Raw genomic sequence first — 16,434 nt, forward strand, 5'->3', positions numbered from 1 at the left:
ATCTGTAAATTCCGAAATCAAAAATTATAGCCGGTTACAGCGGCAACGCATCGAGAAGTTTTGATAATTCAGGATCGGATGGGCGAGGAGCATCGGCCGATACAATACTTCCGTTTGAATCGATGAGTATGAAACGCGGAATGCTTTCGACGATGTAACTGGCGACCAATTTAGAATTGAAGCCTAAACCGTCAATCAATTGCACACCTTGGAGATTTTCTTTTTTGACGAGATTCTGCCATTTTTCTTTGTCTCTTACATTGTCGATGGAAATACTGACGAACTCCACATTTTTTCCATTGTATTTCGCCTGGATTTCCTTAAGCGCGGGAATTTCCTCTCGACAAGGTTTGCACCAAGTCGCCCAAAAATCTATGTAGATATATTTTCCTTTGAGGTTTTCCATCGTCGTCCTGGAGCCGTTGAGATTCTCAAGATCGAAGCTTGGCGCGGGTTTTCCGGGAAGCAATGAGGCGAGTTTGGTAAACTTTTGAGTAATGTCTTTCTTAAGGACTTCACTTTTGATCTCTTCCATCAACTTTTTATAGATGATTTCGCTGTTGGGATTACCGGCGTTGATGAAAAAACCGAAGCCGGCGAACATCGCATCCCGGATCACAGGACTTTTAAAATGACGTTTGATTTTTTCGAACGGAAGTTTGTGCACGGTAGTCGTGTCCTGGGCCAAATTCGGTTGATCCTGTACGCTTCGCCTGGCCATATCCATAAAAACATTCGAGAACGTGAAATCGTCTTGATTGTCAAAAACCATCTTTGATTTTTCGGGCGTCGGAAAACTTTCTGAGGATTTATAATCAGGCAATTGCGCGATATCTTTGTGCCATTCGGGATAAATCCAGTATTCGTATTGGGTCGCATAATATTGGTCGCGTTCTTCCAATTTTTTGAACCGCGTATTTTTTATATCCGACGATTTGTAAAGGCTGTCGCGACTTTTCGCCGTTTTCGCGATCGACGCCAAAAAGTCATTTTCGCCCAGCGTATAAAGCGCTTTTTGATCGGTTTTTTGTAACAGCACGGATTTGGCGGCCAAATATTGATTTTCCTTTGCCAGCGTTCCCTGAAATTTTAATGTTTTGAATAGATTTTTATAATCGGCATTTATGATAAGCGTTTTTCCGTTTTCAAGGTAAATCGACATTCCATCCAGTCCGGTGTGGAAATAATATTGGCCTTCGTAATCGAGCGCCAGTGTCGTCTTAAAACTTCCATCGGTCCCTAAATTTATTTTTTGGGACGTATACAGACCGATGATACTGATTTCATTTACCGCCGAATTGATGATTTTTCCCGATATCACTGCCTTCGTTTGGGCGCGTATCGTAAACATAGAAGCGAAAAGGAACGTGAGAAGAATACTTTTTTTCATGTGCTGTGGTTTGGTTTCTTTAACATAACGGAAAACGTTTTCGTAAATTTTAATTCTTCTAAATTTTCTTGCCATATCCGGTTCAAATGCGGAATTTTGGAAACCTAAAATTTTAAGATGGAAACCCACCATTATATCAGTACCGACATTTTAACGCTCGATGCGTTAAGCGAAATCATTTCATCCGACAAAAAACTTGCGCTATCTGAAGAAGCACGACTCAATATCCGAAAATGCCGCGAATATCTCGACGCGAAAATGGACAACCAGGACGAGCCGATTTACGGCATCAACACTGGTTTCGGTTCGCTTTACAACATAAAAATTTCGAACGACAACCTATCCAAATTGCAGGAAAATCTTGTCAAATCGCATGCGTGCGGAGCGGGAGAGGAAGTTCCGACCGAGATCGTAAAACTCATGCTGTTGCTCAAGATCCAGTCGCTGAGTTATGGTAATTCGGGCGTTCAGGTGGAAACCGTCGAACGTCTCATTGATTTTTACAACGAGGATATTTTACCGATAATTTTCACTCAGGGTTCGCTCGGCGCTTCGGGCGACTTGGCTCCGTTGGCGCATTTATCGTTGCCGCTGTTGGGCGAGGGCGAAGTTTGGTTCAATGGGAAAAAAGAGCATTCGTCCGATATTTTGAAACATTTCAATTGGCAACCGATCGTGCTCAAATCGAAAGAAGGATTAGCGCTCTTGAATGGAACCCAATTCATGTTGGCGTACGGCGCGCACATTTTGATCAAAGCGCATAAATACTCGTATCTCGCCGATTTGATCGGGACGATTTCGCTCGAGGCGTTCGATGGCCGAAAAGAACCGTTCAACGATCTGATCCACATCGTCCGACCGCACAAAGGCCAGATCGTCACGGCCGCTCGCATCAACGTTTTCCTCGAAGGAAGCGAAATCATCAAACAGGCGAAAAAGCATGTGCAAGATCCGTATTCGTTCCGATGCATGCCGCAGGTTCACGGCGCTTCGAAGGACGCGATCGATTACGTGCACAAAGTTTTCAAGACCGAAATCAATTCGGTGACCGACAACCCGAACATCTTCATCGACGCCGATTTGATTTTATCGGGCGGAAATTTCCACGGACAACCGCTCGCATTGGCACTTGATTTCCTCGGAATCGCTTTGGCGGAACTCGGAAACATTTCGGAACGACGAACCTATCAACTTATCTCCGGACTTCGCGGATTGCCGGCGTTTTTGGTCGACAATCCCGGATTGAATTCGGGGTTCATGATTCCGCAATACACGGCCGCGAGCATCGTTTCCCAAAACAAACATTTGGCGAATCCCGCGAGCACCGACAGCATCGTGTCGAGCAACGGGCAGGAAGATCACGTGAGCATGGGCGCGAATGCCGCGACGAAAGCGTTGCGCATCATCGACAACCTCGAAACCATTTTGGCGATCGAGTTGATGAACGCGGCCCAGGCGATTGATTTCCGACGTCCTTTGAAGTCGGGCGAATTCATCGAAACCTTCCTGAAAGCCTACCGCGACGAAGTTCCGCATGTTAAGGAAGACCGCATTTTGCATTATGATATTGAGACGACGAAGGTGTTTTTGAGGAGTTTTGGGATTAGCGAAGAGTTACTTTGATGATTAGCGGTTTCGAAAATTAGCGGATTCGAAAATTAGCGAATTAGCGAATGGTTTTTTGAAAAAGATAACATTCTCGTTGCTTATCGAACAAATCCGCTATTCCGCTAATCTGCTAATTCGCTAATCCGCTAATCTAATTCATAAAATTATTCTAATCATCCACTAATCCCAATCATCTAATCCCTAATTTTGCACCCTAAAACAACCGCTATGTCAAACGTAAAAGTCGGATTGGTTCAAATGTCGTGTGTCGCCGACAAACAGGCAAACCTCGAGAAAGCCATTCGTGAAGTTCGCGTCGCCGCTGCAAAAGGCGCGCAAATCGTGTGTTTACAGGAACTTTTTACCTCGCTTTATTTTTGTGATGTCGAGGATTACGACAATTTCAAATTGGCCGAACCGATTCCGGGACCGAGCACCGAAACCTTGCAGTCGGTAGCGAAAGAACTGGGCGTTGTTATTATCGCTTCGTTGTTCGAAAAGAGAGCCGAAGGTCTGTACCACAACACGACCGCGATCATCGACGCCGATGGTTCCTACCTCGGGAAATACCGCAAAATGCACATTCCCGACGATCCGGCCTATTATGAGAAATTCTATTTCACGCCCGGAGATTTGGGTTATAAAGTCTTCAAGACAAAATTCGCGACGATCGGCATCCTGATCTGTTGGGACCAATGGTATCCTGAAGCCAGCCGCATCACGGCGCTCATGGGAGCCGAAATCATGTTCTACCCGACGGCAATCGGTTGGGCGACCGACCAGGACGAGGAAACGAACAAAGACCAATACAACGCCTGGCAAACGATCCAGCGTTCCCACGCCGTCGCAAACGGAGTTCCTGTCGTGAGCGTGAACCGCGTCGGTTTCGAACAAGACGGAGCGATGAAATTCTGGGGCGGAAGTTTCGTGACGAACGCTCAAGGCAAATTGATGTACTTGGGTTCGCATGAAGACGAGGAAACGGTCGTGGTCGACATCGACAAGAACGAATCGGATTTCTTCAGGATGCATTGGCCGTTTTTGCGCGATCGCAGGATTGATAGTTATCAGCCGATTACGAAGCGGTTTATTGATGAAGACTAAATAATTAGACAATTTGGAAATTTGAAAATTTGAAAATGCCTAACCGATTATCCTTCGTGTTTTGAGAAAAATTTCCAAATTTCCAAATTTTCAAATTTCCAAACTAAAATGACTCCAAAACAACTAAACTTCCACTTCCCAGCAGAATTCGAAAAACAAACCGCGCTTTGGTTATCATGGCCGCACAAAGAAGCGTCGTGGCCCGGGAAGATCCATACGATTTACAATTCGTATTGCGAATTTATCTTGCGCGTGGCATCTCACCAAAAAGTCTGCATAAATGTTGCGAATGAGGAAATGCGCGAGTTTGCGTTGCTCAGCATCTACAATTCGAATTACGCTAAAGTGGTGTCGAACCTTGAGGCGCTGCTCGACAACGTCAAATTTTATTTTCATCCGACGAACGATGCGTGGTGTCGCGATCACGGGCCGGCGTTTTTGGTGAACCGTGAAACGCGCGAGAAGGCGATCGTGGATTGGGGTTACAACGCTTGGGGCGACAAATATCCGCCGTATGATCTCGACGATGTGATTCCGACCGAAATCGGGAAAGCGCTCGGACTTCCGGTTTTCAATCCCGGAATCGTCATGGAAGGCGGAAGCGTCGAATTCAACGGAAAGGGAACGTTGCTTACCACGACGGCCTGTCTGCTCAATAAAAATCGCAATCCGCATTTATCGCAATCGGAAATCGAAAAATATCTGGTTGATTTCTATGGCGTCGACAACATTCTTTGGCTCGGCGACGGCATTATCGGCGATGATACCGACGGACATATCGACGATATCACGCGCTTCGTGAACGAAGATACGGTCGTGACGGTCGTCGAGGAAAACAAGTCGGACGAGAACTACAAAATACTTCAGGAAAACCTCGAGACCCTGAAAACGTTGCGCCTTGAAACCGGAAAGCAACTTAATATAATCGAACTTCCGATGCCGAAACCCGTGATTTGGGACGACCAAGTCCTTCCCGCATCGTACGCAAATTTCTACATCTCAAACGAAAATGTAATTGTCCCGACATTCCGCGATGCCAACGACGACAAGGCGCTTTCGATCTTACAGGATTGTTTCAAAACCCGCAAGGTCGTCGGAATCGATTCGACTGATTTGATTTGGGGATTGGGAAGTTTTCATTGTTTGAGTCAACAGGAGCCGGCGGTTTAATTCGATAATTGAGTCGAGTAGTTAATTAGAAAATTAGCGGATTAGCGAATGATACTTGTCTTCCGTGGAGATTTGTATTTTATATTGACGATTGTTGGAGCTTGTCTTCAAGGGGCGTTTGCATCTTCAATGGTAGATTGTCGGAATCCATTGTCAAGGCAGCTTGCTTATTCAATTTGCATTTTGTTCCTATTTCTTTGAATGATATGTTCCGATTAGAAAAATTTCTATTTGTTTGATTGACTAAAATTTTATCGCGAACAGATATTGTTTTCCATAAATTCAAATTCCTTTTATAAGAGCATTTTGGCTCCCAACGCGATCAAAACATCCATCTGCGGGATTGCCCATCCGCTAATCCGCTAATTTTCTAATTAACTAATTATCTCAATCATCAAATTAATTATCTAAACACTTTCCCAAATCCTTTCCATCCCAAAAATAACGTGCGTAACTTACGGTAACGTTAAATCACACAACTATGGAAACTAACAACAACCGCGATCGACACCAGGAAGATCCGCAAGAAAAGAAACAGAACGCACGCGAACACGATGAAAAATACATCGGAGCCGATAAGGACGTTTCGGGAAATGATATCGCAGATGAAGGCCGCGACGAGCGTTCGCATCACCAGCAGTTCGGGAACCGAAAATACGAATCGTTTAAAAACCATTCATCGGCCGACGATCAACCCACGACGAATACCGGACCCGGAAATATGTAACGAATTGAGCCTGTGATTTTCACGGGCTTTTTTATGCGGTGATTTTAACGCCGGATTTTTGATTTTCGCCAGAATGCTTCGTACTTTTATATTGATTTTCAAATGCATTTGAGATGGAAACCAATCGCGACAATTTCGCGTCTGATCGGGATGATCAGCGTGAGAACGGCGAGGTTCTGAACAGTTTTCAGGAACCGGAAGGTATCAAAGATGGCGATTTATCTGATCGCGACGAACATTCGCACGACAGGAAAAAACACCACGACCATCATCACATTGGGCGCTACAGGTCGTTTTCGAATTATTCGTCGGCGAGCGGCCAACCGAGCACGAATACGGGCCCGGGACTTTTTTAACGGTGTCATTCAAACAAAGCAAAGCCTGCGAGAAGCGGGCTTTTTTATTTCAGAAAATATGCCGATGATTTTTAAAGAGTGTAGAATGTAAACGAAAGATTTTCAATCTGATAAAAGCGTTCTTCCGATGCGATGCACAAAATATCTAGACCGAAACGATATTCTTGCGATTGCGTCGACGTTTAAAATGCGATTGGCGCATTCGGTCATGTTCGCCTGAAATGATGCTTATGTTTCCATCGGGTTCGAGCATCGCCAGTTTCACGTCCGAATAATGTTCGACGCCATGTTCACGCATCGCTTCACTCAACTCGTCGTGGCTGATATCGAGTTTGCCCAGTATCTTGAAATCGGGTTTTCCGTTGTGGATCAGTATCTGAGGTTTGTCGGACAACAGATTTCCGAAGAAACTCGATTTCGCGATGGTTTTCTTGATTACGAAGTTGAGCGCAAACAAGACCGTTGCGGCCGCCAATCCGCCCCAAAGAGACGTGTCGGGACCGACCATCGCATTCTGCACCGAATTGCTGATGAGTAAAATCAGGATGATATCGAACGTATTGAGCTGCGACAATTCTTTTTTCCCGAAAATCCGCAACGCGACGACCATGAACACATAAACCGCCGCGCTCCTGATCACGATGTCGAGATAGGGATTCACTTGATCTGAAGCTTAAAATTCTTCTCGATCGCCTTGATCATTTCACCCGCGATGTCCTTGTTCGTCGCGCCTTCGATGCCTTCGAGTCCCGGAGAAGAATTCACTTCGAGCAACAAAGGACCTTTCGACGATCGGATGATATCGACGCCCGCGACTTTCAGGTCCATGGCTTTCGCGGCCTTGATCGCGATTTTTTTCTCTTCGAGCGTGGGTTTTATGACCGACGCCGTTCCGCCCAAGTGAATGTTCGCGCGAAATTCCCCGGGTAAGGCCTCGCGCTGGATCGCGGCGACTACTTTTCCGTCGATTACGAACAACCTCAGGTCTTTTCCGTCGGCTTCCTTGATAAATTCCTGGACGAGAATGTTCGCGTTCAGACTCTTGAAAGCATTGATTACCGATTCAGCGGCTTTCTTCGTCTCGGCCAAAACGACACCTTTCCCTTGTGTGCCTTCGAGAAGCTTGACGATAAGCGGCGTTCCTCCGACCATCTTGATCAAATCATCGGTATCCAATGGCGAATTCGCAAAGCCTGTCGTCGGGATATCGACGCCGTGATTGAGCAACAATTGGAGCGAATATAATTTGTCGCGCGATTGCGTGATGGCGTGCGATGAATTAAGGCAATACACTTTCAAGGCTTCGAACTGACGCGTCAACGCACAGCCGTAAAACGTGATGCTCGGCCGGATTCTTGGGATAATCGCGTCGTAATCGTTAAGGATTTTGCCGCCGCGATAATGGATTTCAGGATTGTGTGCGTCGAGTTTCATATAACATTCCTTGATATTCAGGAAATGCATTTCGTGGCCGCGCATTTCGCCGGCTTCCATGATGCGTTTGTTGCTGTACAGTTCGGGATTGCTCGCGAGAAGCCCGATTCGAAGTCCGCTTTTCGCCTTCACTGCGTCGCGATATAAAACTTTAAGATTATCCGACGACGGCTCGCCCAGCACATACGTTTGAGATGGATCGACGATTATTCGACCGATCATCGCTTCCCGGCCCAACAACATCCTAAATCCCATTGAATCCCGATTCGTGAGCGTCATTTCAACGGGCCAGGTCTGTCCGTCGATTTCCAACTCGGTTCCTATCACGTAGCGTTGTTCGCGATATCCGCTCGAACTTTTCACGACGCGCTTCCCGATGAGCGGCGCCTCGCAATGCAACACGGTTTTAAGGTTTTTCTGTATCGGGTTCACGTCGAAACGGACCCAGTTTTCATCGTCTTTGCGGAAAGGCGCGATATTGATGGCGTGCAATGCCGAAGTTTTGGCGCCCGAATCGACGCGCGCTCGTATTTTAGGAATTCCAAGGGCAGGGAAGGAGCACCATTCCTCGCTTCCGATGACCAATTTTTGCTCTTGCATGAGGCTGATATTTGAATCAAAGTTATCTCTTTTGGACCTTTTTTCTCCTTAGTATTTAGAAAAATTTAGCCACGAATCACACGAATTTTCTGAACACAAGTCAATTCGGGAAATTCGCGCAATCTTCGGCTAAAAAACAAAACCCGCCAATTTCTCAGCGGGTTTTCAATATTAAATTATGATTATCAATTCGTTGGTTCCTGCGCCTTTTGCACGGTTACAGTGAGTTCGTCGGCGGCATCATCGGCGAGATCCATGAAGATTTCGTCTCCGGCGCCGATTTTAGACGAAATGATTTCCTCGGCCAACGCATCCTCGACGTATTTCTGGATCGCCCTTTTCAACGGACGCGCCCCGAACTGCTTGTCGAAACCTTTGTCGGCGATGAACGCTTTCGCTTTGTCCGACAAACGCAACGTGTAGCCAAGTTCAGCGATACGAGCGTACAATTTCTTGAGCTCGATCTCGATGATCAGGTCGATGTCGTGTTTTTCCAACGGGTTGAATACGATCACATCGTCGATTCGGTTCAAAAACTCAGGCGCGAATGCTTTCTTCAACGCGTTCTCGATAACCGATTTCGCGTGTTCGTCGGCCTGGTTGACTTTCGCCGATGTGCCAAAACCGACACCTTGACCGAAGTCTTTCAACTGACGCGCCCCGATGTTCGACGTCATGATGATGATGGTATTCTTGAAATCGATTTTACGGCCGAGTGAATCGGTGAGAAAACCGTCGTCCAGGACCTGCAACATCATGTTGAAAACGTCAGGGTGCGCTTTTTCAATCTCATCGAGCAAGACGACACAATATGGTTTGCGACGTACTTTCTCGGTCAATTGTCCGCCTTCTTCATATCCGACGTAGCCCGGAGGCGCTCCGACCAAACGCGAGATTGCGAATTTCTCCATGTATTCGCTCATGTCGATACGAACCAAAGCATCTTCGGAATCGAAAAGTTCACGAGCCAAAACTTTCGCCAGTTGGGTCTTACCGACACCTGTCTGTCCGAGGAAAATAAACGATCCGATCGGACGGTTCGGGTCTTTCAATCCCGCGCGGTTACGTTGGATCGATTTCGCGATCTTTTGAACCGCTTCGTTTTGCCCGATGACTTTGTCTTTGATAAGATCCGGAAGTTTCGCGAGTTTGTTGCTTTCAGTCTGTGCGATGCGGTTCACGGGAATTCCGGTCATCATCGACACCACGTCGGCCACATTATCTTCGGTCACGACGATACGGTTGCTTTTCGAATCTTCTTCCCATTGCTCCTGGGCAATCGCAAGATCTTTCTCCAGACGTTTTTCGTCGTCGCGCAATTTCGCGGCTTCTTCGTATTTCTGTTTTTTGACGACCGTATTCTTGAGTTCGCGCACTTCTTCGAGTTGACGTTCCAAGTCAAGAATCTGCTTCGGCACGTCGATATTCGTGATGTGCACGCGTGATCCTGCTTCGTCCAAAGCATCGATCGCCTTGTCCGGAAGGAAACGCTCGCTCATGTAGCGGTTCGTCAATTTAACGCAGGCTTCAATCGCCTCGTCGGTATACGTGACGTTGTGGTGATCTTCGTACTTGTTCTTGATGTTGTTGAGGATCGTGATGGTTTCCTCGACCGATGTCGGCTCCACGATGACTTTCTGGAAGCGTCTTTCAAGTGCTCCATCTTTCTCGATGTATTGACGGTACTCGTCCAAAGTTGTCGCTCCGATGCATTGGATTTCTCCACGCGCCAAAGCCGGTTTGAACATGTTCGAAGCATCGAGTGAACCAGTCGCACCGCCGGCGCCCACAATTGTGTGGATCTCGTCGATGAACAAAATGATGTCGTCGTTCTTCTCGAGTTCGTTCATGACGGCTTTCATTCTTTCCTCGAACTGGCCGCGGTATTTCGTTCCGGCAACCAAGCTCGCCAAGTCAAGCGTCACGACCCTTTTGTTGAAAAGGATGCGCGATACTTTCTTTTGGATGATGCGAAGCGCCAGACCTTCGGCGATCGCCGATTTACCGACTCCGGGTTCTCCGATGAGAAGCGGATTGTTTTTCTTGCGTCGGCTAAGGATTTGGGAAACGCGTTCTATTTCTTTCTCGCGCCCTACTACGGGATCGAGTTTGCCTTCTTCGGCCATCTCGGTCAAGTCGCGACCGAAATTGTCGAGTACGGGTGTTTTCGATTTCTTGTTCGATTTGTTCTGGGGATTGTTGAAATTCCCCTCTTTCAAACTGTCATCTTGTCCGGGATCGTCGTTATACGATTCGTTCCTCGGAAGGTTTTCCATGAATTCTTCTTCGTTTGGCGTCATATTCAGATATTGTTCTTTGGCTGCGTCATAGTCGATTTTGAGCTTGTTGAGCAGCTTGGTTGTTGGGTCATTTTCATTCCTCAAGATGCACAAAAGCAAATGTGCGGTACTGATTGATGTGCTTTGAAAGACCTTCGCTTCGAGGAATGTGGTTTTCAGCGCGCGTTCAGCCTGGCGCGTCAGGTGAAGGTTTTTCTTTTCATTGCTGATATCGACGTTCGGGTTGGCAGGACTGAGTATCTCGACTTTGCGGCGCAAATGCTCAAGATCGACCGAAAGGTTGTTCAGTATAGTGATCGCCTTTCCATTGCCGTCCCTGAGGATTCCCAGCATGAGATGCTCGGTGCCAATGAAATCATGACCCAACCGCAAGGCTTCTTCCTTGCTGTAGGTTATGACGTCTTTGACCCTTGGTGAAAAATTATCATCCATAGTGTATTATTTGGGAGTAGAAATATTAGTTTTTTGCAGCTCTTTTTACAAAAACCGTTCCCTGCCAAATCTACTGACAGCTAAGTGACAAAAAATATGGCAATAAACGAGTTAAACAGTTACTAATTTATTAACGTCGGCAGTCGCCAAATTGTTAATAAAATAAGGGGAAATTAGCATTTGCGCTCGATAAAAAACGCCTTGAAAACGTTATATTAGCAGGATTTTTATACTAAAATAATTTTAACAAACTGAATATGTCTGACGGATCGAAATTAATTCCGATTAACATTGAAGATGAAATGAAAACGGCCTACATCGACTACTCGATGTCGGTAATTGTGTCACGTGCGCTGCCAGATGTCAGGGACGGACTCAAACCCGTACACCGCCGCGTATTGTTCGGTATGTACGAGCTCGGCGTACTTTCAAATCGCGCCCATAAAAAATCTGCGAGAATCGTTGGGGAAGTCTTGGGTAAATATCACCCGCACGGCGACTCCTCAGTATATGACACCATGGTTCGTATGGCCCAGGAATGGAGCTTGCGTTACCTTTTGGTAGACGGACAAGGTAACTTCGGATCGATCGACGGCGACAGCCCTGCGGCGATGCGATACACCGAGGCCAGGATGAAAAAGATCTCAGAAGAAATCCTTGCCGACATCGACAAAGAAACCGTAGACTTCCAACTCAACTTCGACGACACGCTCGAGGAGCCGAAAGTCATGCCAACGAAAGTTCCGAACCTTCTCATAAACGGAGCGTCGGGAATCGCCGTCGGTATGGCTACGAACATGGCGCCGCACAACCTAACCGAGGTCATCGACGGAACGCTTGCCTACATCGACAACGAGGAAATCGAAATCGACGAATTGATGAACCACATCAAGGCGCCCGATTTCCCTACCGGCGGTGTCATTTACGGATACGAAGGCGTTCGTGAAGCGTTCAAGACCGGCCGCGGACGAATCGTCATGCGTGCCAAAGCGAATTTCGAGGAAGTAGACGGACGCGAGTGCATCATCGTGTCTGAAATCCCGTATCAGGTCAACAAGGCCGAAATGATCAAGAAAACGGCCGACCTCGTAAACGACAAGAAAATCGAGGGCATATCGAACATTCGCGACGAATCGGACAGAAACGGAATGCGCATAGTATATATATTGAAACGCGAAGCCGTTCCGAACGTCGTCCTGAACACGCTCTATAAGTTTACCCAATTGCAGTCGTCTTTCAGCGTGAACAACATCGCGCTTGTAAAAGGCCGTCCGCAGTTGTTGAACCTCAAGGAACTTATCCACTATTTCGTCGAGCACAGGCATGAAGTAGTCGTGCGCCGTACGCAATATGAGTTGCGCAAGGCCGAGGAACGCGCGCACATTTTGGAAGGTTTGATCATCGCGTCCGATAACATCGACGAAGTGATCCGCTTGATCCGATCATCGAAAGACGGTGACGAAGCGCGCTCGAAATTGATCGAAGCGTTCAAATTATCTGAAATCCAGGCACGTGCGATCGTCGAGATGCGTCTGCGTCAATTGACTGGTCTCGAACAAGATAAATTACGCGCTGAATATGAAGAACTGATGAAAACCATCCAACGCTTGAAGGATTTGCTCGCGAGCAAGGAACTCAGAATGGATCTCATCAAACAAGAATTGATGGAAATCCGTGAAAAGTACGGAGACAACCGTCGTTCGGTAATCGAATACGCAGGAGGTGACGTGAGCATCGAGGATCTGATCGCCGATGAAAGCGTCGTTATCACGATTTCGCATGCGGGTTACATCAAACGCACGCCCCTTTCCGAGTACAAGACGCAGAACCGCGGTGGCGTCGGGCAAAAAGGTGTGGCGACACGTGACGCCGATTTCCTCGAGCATTTATACGTGGCGACGAACCACAACTATATGATGTTCTTCACGCAAAAAGGAAAATGTTACTGGATGCGTGTCTACGAAATTCCTGAAGGAAACAAGACAAGCAAAGGTCGCGCGATCCAAAACCTTATTAACATCGAGAACGACGATAAGGTAAAAGCATTCATTTGTACGAAAGATTTGAAGGACGTCGAATACGTGAACAATCATTACGTGATCATGGTGACCAAACAAGGTCAGGTGAAAAAGACGTCTCTGGAACAATATTCGCGCCCTCGAACCAACGGTGTGGCCGCAATTACCATCAGGGAAGATGACGAACTACTCGAAGCGAAACTGACGACCGGGAACAGCCAGGTTCTGGTTGCCGTGAAATCAGGGAAATTGGTTCGCTTTGAGGAAGGAAAAACGCGTCCGATGGGAAGAACCGCTTCAGGAGTCCGAGGCATCACATTGGCCGACGAAAAAGACGAAGTAATCGGAATGGTAACCGTAAACGACATGAATTCTGAAATCCTCGTGGTTTCTGAGAACGGTTACGGGAAACGTTCCTCGCTCGACGACTACCGCATCACGAACCGCGGTGGAAAAGGAGTGAAGACGCTCAACATCACCGACAAGACCGGAAAACTCGTGTCGATCAACAGCGTTACCGATGCCGACGACTTGATGATCATTAACAAATCGGGACTCACGATCAGGATGGCAGTCGAGGATCTTCGTGTCATGGGCCGCGCCACGCAAGGTGTGCGACTTATCAACATCAAAGGAAACGATTCGATCGCTGCCGTGACCAAAGTCATGAAAGAGGAAGAAGCGCTTGAGGTCGATGCTGAGGAAATCGAAGCGAACGGTCCGATCTCAGCCGAGGATATCACCGCAGAAGTTTCAGATGCGGCCGATGATTCGGACGACACCGACGATGCGGACACCGATGAAACAAAAGAATAACACAATTTAAATAGTATGAAAATCCAACAATTGTTTTTAGCGACAGCGCTTGTTGTTTCGGCAAGTGCGTTCGCGCAAAAAGACGAGCTTAAAACGCTCAAGAAAATCTACGCGATTGAAAAGCCGTCGCAAAAGGATCTTGCAGAGTACAAAGCGGCCGTCGCAAAAGCCGAACCTTTGGTTGCCAGCTCGACCGAATCCGATAAAGTTTATCTTGATTTCTACAAGGCGATGACTCCGATCATGGAAATTTCGGTTCCCGAGAATGCGAAGAACGTCCAGTTGGCGGAAAGCTCGGTAAGCGCTGAGAATCTTACGCGTCTGGCCACAGCTTTGAACGCCACGCTTGAATTCGAGAAAAAATCAGGAAAAAAAGTGTACACCGACGACATTCTCGAAACATTGCAATCGCTCAAACCGCAAGCACTTACGTATGCGATTTCGTTGGGAAAGCAAAATAAGTTCAAAGAAGCTTCAGATGTACTGCACGCCATTTACCTGCTCGACAAAAAAGACGCCGACAATTTGTATTATGCCGCCAGTTACGCGGTAAATGCGCAGGATTACGACACTGCGATGAAATATTACAATGAGCTTGTGGCAATGAAATACACGGGCGAAAAAACAAACTATTTCGCCAAGAATAAGGCCAACGACGCCGAAGTTACGTTCCCAACGAAAAAAGAACGCGACGACGCCGTTAAACAGAATTTGGTTTATTATGCCGCACGTGACGAGCAAGAGCCGTCGAAGCAAGCCGAGATTTATGGCAACATGGTTAAAATCCTGATCAGCCAAAAGAAAAAGGATGAAGCGAAAACCGTGCTTACGCAGGCGCTTGCGGCGAATCCGAACGATGCCGCTTTGAAACAACTGGAATCTGAAATGGTTCTCGATACGAAAAGCTACGACGAGTATAAAAAGGTGGCGAACATGAACGATGCCGACGCCGTGTACAACCTCGGTGTGCTTGCCATGCAGGAAAACAAGGCTGCCGAGGCCGAGACACATTTCAATCGCACGATCGAGATGAAACCCGAATATACGAACGCATACGTAAACCTGGCCGCACTTAAACTGAAAGGCGATAAGACATTGGTTGAACAAATGAACAAATTAGGTACGTCAGCCGCTGACCAAAAGAAATACGACGCGTTGAAAGCGCAGCGTATCGCTCTTTTCAAATCGACGTTGCCAAGCCTGGAGAAAGCGTATTCGTTGGATCCTAAGAACGAAGGCGTGATCGACAACCTTATTAGCGTGTACGGTTACCTTGAAATGAAGGACAAACGTGCCGCGCTGAAAGCATCGGCCGGAAGATAATCTTCCTCCAAACGAATAAAAAACCCGGACATTTTGCCCGGGTTTTTTTATATGTATTTTTTGATGACTCTGAGTTTGTGCGTGTGCCTGTTGGTTTCGGCGTTGTAAATCCCGAGATGGTCGAGCCTGTCGATGCGTACTTTTCCGCTTGCATGGATGATGTAATTGTTTTCCATGATAAGCCCGACGTGGATGATGTTTCCATCTTCGTTGTCGAAAAACGCCAAGTCACCGGGTTCGCTTTCCTCGATGAAACTCAAAGGTTCGCCAACCAAGGCCTGTTGCGACGCATCACGTGGTAATTTATAGCCGTTCAGTTTGTAGACCATCTGCGTCAAGCCCGAACAATCTATGCCAAACGGCGTCTTTCCGCCCCAAAGATACGGAGCGTTCAAATACATGAAAGCCGTCGGAATAAGATTCTGTTTTGGTCGGATGCCGCTCACGCGCAATCCCTCGAACTCGAAATTATTGGTGTTGATGTCGTCGTGGTTCAGGAATGAAAGCGAGGCGCCAAGCGTAATCGGGACCAGCGCATTGTTCGGGGCAGCGACGTATTCCACGAGATCCGAATTCAGCACGAGAGCGTCGTCGCAAAGCTGCTTGTATTCGCTCTCGGAAACCTCGTGGAACTGCTTGGTATCGATCCAGCCTTCGTATTGGTCGAAATGCAATTTGATGCGTGACCAATTTTTTTGTACCTCGAGCACTTCAAAATGTTCACCGAAAAGCACCTGCGAAACGATCTCGCTGCGGTCGCTTGATTCGGCACGCAAAGGAATAATGGCTAGATTACAGATTCCGAACATTCGGTTAGTTTGTTTTTAGTAGCTAATCCGGCTCTTCGCTTCAATCTTTCTTAAAAAAATACGGTTTTGCAACAGTCGTTTTCGGCTTCCGTTGGTCGCCGTCACCGCCTGGCAAAACCAGTACTTTTTTATAAAAAGGATTTTCGCTGTGATCCGGGCTAGGGTTCACGGCAAAAATACTATATTTTTTCCAAAACAATGGCAGATGCACCGCCGCCGCCATTGCAAATCGCAGCGGCTCCGGTCTTCGCGTCGTTTTGTTGCATGACATTCAGCAAAGTAACGATAATACGCGCACCTGAAGCTCCAAGCGGATGTCCCAATGAAACCGCACCACCGTTCACGTT

12 protein-coding genes and 1 pseudogene are annotated in these 16,434 nt (G+C 47.2%); 7 read left to right on the top strand and 6 right to left on the bottom strand.

The window, feature by feature from the left end; translation table 11 throughout:
• Positions 1-34: 34 nt before the first annotated feature.
• On the bottom strand, positions 35-1,390 hold the full coding sequence (locus EOO50_RS09145; RefSeq protein ID WP_290839415.1) for a TlpA disulfide reductase family protein: 1,356 nt from the start codon (positions 1,388-1,390) through the stop codon (positions 35-37).
• Positions 1,391-1,507: 117 nt separating this feature from the next.
• On the opposite strand from EOO50_RS09145, the gene hutH reads away from it, so the two are divergent.
• The 5 genes from hutH (at position 1,508) to EOO50_RS09170 (ending at position 6,355) form a co-directional block, all read left to right on the top strand.
• The gene (hutH, locus tag EOO50_RS09150) at positions 1,508-3,013 is read left to right on the top strand and encodes a histidine ammonia-lyase (protein WP_290839417.1); all 1,506 of its coding nucleotides are present in this window, start codon (positions 1,508-1,510) and stop codon (positions 3,011-3,013) included.
• A gap of 213 nt (positions 3,014-3,226) precedes the next feature.
• Positions 3,227-4,102, top strand: coding sequence for a carbon-nitrogen hydrolase (locus EOO50_RS09155; RefSeq protein WP_290839419.1), 876 nt, complete (start codon positions 3,227-3,229; stop codon positions 4,100-4,102).
• Between the two features lie 108 nt (positions 4,103-4,210).
• Positions 4,211-5,272: an agmatine deiminase family protein gene (locus EOO50_RS09160; RefSeq protein ID WP_290839421.1), complete on the top strand. Its 1,062-nt coding sequence runs from the start codon at positions 4,211-4,213 to the stop codon at positions 5,270-5,272.
• 481 nt (positions 5,273-5,753) lie between these two features.
• Positions 5,754-5,999: a hypothetical protein gene (locus tag EOO50_RS09165; RefSeq protein ID WP_290839423.1), complete on the top strand. Its 246-nt coding sequence runs from the start codon at positions 5,754-5,756 to the stop codon at positions 5,997-5,999.
• 113 nt (positions 6,000-6,112) lie between these two features.
• A complete protein-coding gene (locus tag EOO50_RS09170) occupies positions 6,113-6,355 on the top strand; it encodes a hypothetical protein (RefSeq protein ID WP_290839425.1) in 243 nt (80 codons plus the stop codon).
• A gap of 145 nt (positions 6,356-6,500) precedes the next feature.
• Here the strand turns inward: EOO50_RS09170 and EOO50_RS09175 are convergent, their stop codons facing one another.
• From EOO50_RS09175 to EOO50_RS09185, 3 genes are all read right to left on the bottom strand, one after another.
• Entirely contained in the window at positions 6,501-6,965 is a 465-nt protein-coding gene (locus EOO50_RS09175) for a YetF domain-containing protein (protein ID WP_290839444.1), read from the bottom strand.
• A 47-nt stretch (positions 6,966-7,012) separates the two neighbouring features.
• A complete protein-coding gene (gene rimK, locus EOO50_RS09180; RefSeq protein WP_290839426.1) occupies positions 7,013-8,389 on the bottom strand; it encodes a 30S ribosomal protein S6--L-glutamate ligase in 1,377 nt (458 codons plus the stop codon).
• Positions 8,390-8,574: 185 nt separating this feature from the next.
• A complete protein-coding gene (locus tag EOO50_RS09185; RefSeq protein WP_290839428.1) occupies positions 8,575-11,121 on the bottom strand; it encodes an ATP-dependent Clp protease ATP-binding subunit in 2,547 nt (848 codons plus the stop codon).
• A 257-nt stretch (positions 11,122-11,378) separates the two neighbouring features.
• On the opposite strand from EOO50_RS09185, the gene gyrA reads away from it, so the two are divergent.
• Together gyrA and EOO50_RS09195 are read left to right on the top strand one after the other, a co-directional pair.
• Entirely contained in the window at positions 11,379-13,955 is a 2,577-nt protein-coding gene (gyrA, locus tag EOO50_RS09190) for a DNA gyrase subunit A (RefSeq protein WP_290839430.1), read from the top strand.
• Positions 13,956-13,970: 15 nt separating this feature from the next.
• Positions 13,971-15,278 carry a tetratricopeptide repeat protein gene (locus EOO50_RS09195; protein WP_290839432.1) on the top strand — a complete coding sequence of 436 codons (1,308 nt, stop codon included), beginning with the start codon at positions 13,971-13,973 and terminating at the stop codon, positions 15,276-15,278.
• Between the two features lie 47 nt (positions 15,279-15,325).
• Here EOO50_RS09195 and EOO50_RS09200 read toward each other — a convergent pair whose 3' ends face one another.
• Together EOO50_RS09200 and EOO50_RS09205 are read right to left on the bottom strand one after the other, a co-directional pair.
• Entirely contained in the window at positions 15,326-16,087 is a 762-nt protein-coding gene (locus EOO50_RS09200) for a C40 family peptidase (RefSeq protein ID WP_290839434.1), read from the bottom strand.
• Between the two features lie 179 nt (positions 16,088-16,266).
• Positions 16,267-16,434 (bottom strand): annotated as a pseudogene (locus tag EOO50_RS09205) (acetyl-CoA C-acetyltransferase); the annotation flags it as partial.

The organism is Flavobacterium sp., assembly GCF_004211145.1.
GTDB lineage: Bacteria > Bacteroidota > Bacteroidia > Flavobacteriales > Flavobacteriaceae > Flavobacterium.

Excerpts from the sequence above, each read along its gene's own strand:
- EOO50_RS09200 (WP_290839434.1), bottom strand. The coding sequence starts at position 16,087 with ATGTTCGGAATCTGTAATCTAGCCATTATTCCTTTGCGTGCCGAATCA.
- rimK (WP_290839426.1), bottom strand. The coding sequence starts at position 8,389 with ATGCAAGAGCAAAAATTGGTCATCGGAAGCGAGGAATGGTGCTCCTTC.
- hutH (WP_290839417.1), top strand. The coding sequence starts at position 1,508 with ATGGAAACCCACCATTATATCAGTACCGACATTTTAACGCTCGATGCG.
- EOO50_RS09175 (WP_290839444.1), bottom strand. The coding sequence starts at position 6,965 with ATGGTCGTCGCGTTGCGGATTTTCGGGAAAAAAGAATTGTCGCAGCTC.
- EOO50_RS09165 (WP_290839423.1), top strand. The coding sequence starts at position 5,754 with ATGGAAACTAACAACAACCGCGATCGACACCAGGAAGATCCGCAAGAA.
- EOO50_RS09170 (WP_290839425.1), top strand. The coding sequence starts at position 6,113 with ATGGAAACCAATCGCGACAATTTCGCGTCTGATCGGGATGATCAGCGT.
- EOO50_RS09195 (WP_290839432.1), top strand. The coding sequence starts at position 13,971 with ATGAAAATCCAACAATTGTTTTTAGCGACAGCGCTTGTTGTTTCGGCA.
- gyrA (WP_290839430.1), top strand. The coding sequence starts at position 11,379 with ATGTCTGACGGATCGAAATTAATTCCGATTAACATTGAAGATGAAATG.
- EOO50_RS09155 (WP_290839419.1), top strand. The coding sequence starts at position 3,227 with ATGTCAAACGTAAAAGTCGGATTGGTTCAAATGTCGTGTGTCGCCGAC.
- EOO50_RS09145 (WP_290839415.1), bottom strand. The coding sequence starts at position 1,390 with ATGAAAAAAAGTATTCTTCTCACGTTCCTTTTCGCTTCTATGTTTACG.
- EOO50_RS09185 (WP_290839428.1), bottom strand. The coding sequence starts at position 11,121 with ATGGATGATAATTTTTCACCAAGGGTCAAAGACGTCATAACCTACAGC.
- EOO50_RS09160 (WP_290839421.1), top strand. The coding sequence starts at position 4,211 with ATGACTCCAAAACAACTAAACTTCCACTTCCCAGCAGAATTCGAAAAA.